The following is a 3,562-nucleotide window of genomic DNA, read 5'->3' on the forward strand; positions in this document are numbered from 1 at the left end:
AAGCCCCGGGGACCAAGAGCCGGGTGTTTCTGAAGAAGTTCAACGTGTCCGCCGCCATCGAGAAGGTGGGCGACGGCGAGGCCAGGCTCTTCGCCCGGCCCGGCTACCTGGTCGCGGGCGAGATCGCCAAGCTGGTGGACCGCGGCTACGCCAAGTTCCTGCGCACCTCCAAGGCCGAACTGCCCGCCACCGCCGACCACCTCACGGCCATCCACCAGTTCACCGAGGAGTTGAAGGAAGCCCTGGGAGCGACCAGCCTCTACAACGAGTCCTTGGGCACGGTGAACGACGATTGCCTCTACGACCGGCTGGAAGACCGCGACAAGCCCGCCCCCGAGCGCCCCAAGCGTCCCTGGGAAGAGAAGCCGGCGGCGAGCAAGCAAAAGCGGGCGTAAGCAGCAGTGGATAGTGAATCGTGGATAGTGGATAGCGCACGCTGGCCGCACTGGGACACCTGCCAACCGCCACAGGCCATGAGCTAAGAGCTAGAAGCTGTCCGCAGGGGTGTGTCTGCTGGCAGCTAGCTGACCGCGCCCGCCGATTCCATCCAGCGCACGGCGAAGACCGGGACCGGCTCCGACTTGCCCTTCACCAGGATGGGGGTCAGGGGAGCCAGATTGAATGCGGAATCCAGGTCCTGGGCGGTGGCCTGGGAGATGAGGATCTGCCCGCCCACCGCATGCGCCATGAGGCGCGCGGCCACGTTGACGGTGTCACCCACCACGGTGTAGTCGAGGCGGCGGGGCGAGCCGATGTTGCCGGCCACCACCGCCCCGGTGTTGATGCCCACGCCCACCCGCAGCTCCGGCCACTGGCGCGCCCGCGAGTCGCGGTTGAGTTCCAGAACCAGGGCCTGGATGGCCATGGCGGCGCGGGCGGCGTTGGCGGCGTCGTTGCCCTTGGAAAAAGGAGCGCCGAAGACGGCCATCACCCCGTCGCCCAGGTACTTGTCCAGGGTGCCGCCGTGGTCGAAGACCACATCCGTGACCCGCGTGAAGTACTCGTTCAGGATCTCGACCACCAGCTCGGGAGCCAGGCGCTCCGAGAGAGCGGTGAAGCCCCGGATGTCGGCGAACAGGATGCTGGCCTTCTGGTTGACGCCGCCCAGGCGCACGTCCTGGGGATTGGCGGCCACCATCTCCACTACCTCGGGCGAGAGGAAGCGCTCCAGGGCGGAGCGGTGCACCGCCTGCTCGGCGAGCTGCTGGTGGGCGCGGGCGTTGTCCAGGGCGGCGGCGGCCTGGGCCGCCACCAGGGCGAACACGTTGAGTTCTTCCTGGGTGAAGGCGGCGGCGCGCTCCAGGTTGTCGACGTAGAGGACGCCCAACAGCTTGCCGGCGGCGCTCATCAGGGGCGCGCACATGGCCGAGCGCAACCCGGAGATCTTCAGGCTCTCGCTGGCGGCGAAGCGCTCGTCCTGGCTGGCGTCGGCGATGAGGATGGGAGCGGGATCGGCCTGCAGGCGCTCCAGGATGGAGCGGCTGAGGATGATCTGGGGCTGGTGGGTGGGGGGCTGGCGGCGGTAGCGCACGTCGGACTGGCGCGTCACCCGCCCCTGCTCGTCGAATAGCATCATGAAGCCGCGCTCCACCCCTTCGATGCGGAAGGCCAGTTGCATCACCTGCTCGGCCACGTCGTCGGCGGAGAGCTTGCCGGTCAGCGCCTTGCCGGCGTCATAGAGCACGGTGAGCAGGTAGTTCTCCCGCTCCAGCCGGCGCACCTGCTGCACCAGCTCGGCGGCGGTGCCGGTGGGGGTCTCAGGGGCGCTGGGCAGCGGCTCCAGAGGTCCGCCGTGGATGATCTGGTTCAGAGCCGAGGGCATCTCGGCCTTGTGCACCACCAGCGCGCCGTCGTCCTCGCGCTCGAACTTGAGGCGGTAGATGCCGATGCGGGCTACGGCGCCGTCGGCCAGCGGGGTCTCGGCGGTGATGCGCTCTTCGTTGACCAGCACGCCGTTGGTGCTGCCGCGGTCGGCGATGACCACGTTCCCGTCGTCGCCCAGCTTGAGCACGGCATGGAAGCGCGACACGCTGGTGTCGTTCAGCACCAGGTCATTGGCGTTGCCGCGCCCGATGGTGGTCACCGGCTTGGTCAGGACGAGGATGCCGCCCTTCCCCTCCGGAGATGTGATGGTGATGCGCGGCATCGCCTATTGCTTCTTCAAAGTCTCGCTGATCTCCAGGCTCTTGCCCTTCTCGACGGTCACCGACTTCTTGACTGTGCGGTAGCCATCCAGCTTGAGGGTGACCTGGTAGCGGCCGGGGTCGAGGAAGTACTTGTGGGGAGTGGCGTGGGTGTCGGTCAGCCCAGCGATCTCGATCTGCGCGCCCTTGGGATTGCTCTTGACGTCGAGCGCGCCTTTGCCCTCGGGGATGCCCCCGAAGACCCGGTGCAGGAAGCCGCTGGCGCCGCCGGAGTCGGACTTCTTCTCCTCCGGCTCCAGGGTGGGAGCGAAGTGGTAGCTGTCGCCGGGGCTGAGGCGGGCCACGGTGGTGGTGGCGTCCTTGAAGCCGGCCTTGCGCACCACGAGCTTGTGCTCACCCGGGGTGACCGCCACCTGGGTGGGGGTCACCTTGCCGGTGTCCTTGCCGTCCACCCAGACGGCGGCGCCGGCGGGGTTGCTGGTCACGCCCAGGGCGTTGGTCACGGCCGCCAGATGCACCTCGAGGGGCGTGCTCTGGCCGGCCACTACCTGCACCGAGCGCGTTACCGGCGCGTATCCCGGCTTGGCGAAGCTGATGCTGTGGGCGCCGGCGGCCAGCCCGGTGGCGGTGTAAGGCGTGATCCACGTGGAGGAAGAGCGGCCGTCGATCTGGACGCTGGCGCCGGCAGGCGAGGAAGTCAGTTCCAGGCCGCCGGTGGCCGCGGCCGCCGGCGGGGAGGCGGTGGGTATCACCGCCGCCGCTCGCGAATGATGAACCGGTTTCGCGGATCCAGGCTGGGCGTCCGCCGCATCGGCGGGCGAGGTGTCGGCAGCGGAACTCTGGGCGGGCGCCGGAGTCGCCTGCACGGGAGCGGGCGGCGGAGTGGACGGTGACGTCGCCGGCGTCATGGCCGCCGTGCTCTGCTGCGGTGCGGCCGCGATCCGGTTGCGGTACCAGGCTAGGCCCCCGATCGCCAGCACCAGCAGCAGCGCGGCCGCGCTCAAGGGAAGAAGCAGATTCCGTGGTTTGCCCGGGGCAGCGGCAGCCGGCTTCGCGCCCGCGGGTCTGGTGGTGGGAGCGGGCGCAGCGGCCCCGGCGGCGGGCTTGCCCACGCCCGCGGGCGCAGCCGCGGCCTTCTGCTCCGGGTGGTCGGGCACCGCCGCCAGCACGCTGGTCGGCTCCGGCGGTGTCCCCATCGCCTTGTAGTTCTGCAGGTCGCGCACCAGGTCGCCGCCCTTCTGGTAGCGCTGGTCCGGCGACTTGGCCAGCGCCTTGGTCACCACCGCGCTCAGCCCGGGATGGATGGTGACGTCCAACTCGCGCGGCGGGATGGGGTCCTCGTTGACGATCTTGTAGATGATGGTGGTGACGTTCTGCCCGGTGAAAGGCTTTTCCCCGGTCACCATCTCGTAGAGGAT

Annotated in this window: 3 protein-coding genes; 1 reads left to right on the forward strand and 2 read right to left on the reverse strand. The window is 69.2% G+C overall.

Features of this window, described 5'->3' with window-relative positions; all coding sequences use genetic code 11:
• A partial coding sequence (locus tag VEG08_07125) for a hypothetical protein (GenBank protein HXZ27756.1) occupies nucleotides 1-395 on the forward strand: 395 nt, incomplete at its 5' end.
• A 125-nt stretch (nucleotides 396-520) separates the two neighbouring features.
• On the opposite strand, the gene VEG08_07130 is transcribed toward VEG08_07125, so the two are convergent.
• Together VEG08_07130 and VEG08_07135 are read right to left on the reverse strand one after the other, a co-directional pair.
• The gene (locus VEG08_07130; protein ID HXZ27757.1) at nucleotides 521-2,146 is read right to left on the reverse strand and encodes an adenylate/guanylate cyclase domain-containing protein; all 1,626 of its coding nucleotides are present in this window, start codon (nucleotides 2,144-2,146) and stop codon (nucleotides 521-523) included.
• 3 nt (nucleotides 2,147-2,149) lie between these two features.
• Nucleotides 2,150-3,562, reverse strand: a 1,413-nt coding sequence (locus VEG08_07135; protein HXZ27758.1) for a PEGA domain-containing protein, incomplete at its 5' end; no start/stop codon positions are given.

This window comes from Terriglobales bacterium (genome assembly GCA_035624475.1).
Taxonomy (GTDB): domain Bacteria; phylum Acidobacteriota; class Terriglobia; order Terriglobales; family Acidobacteriaceae; genus DASPRL01.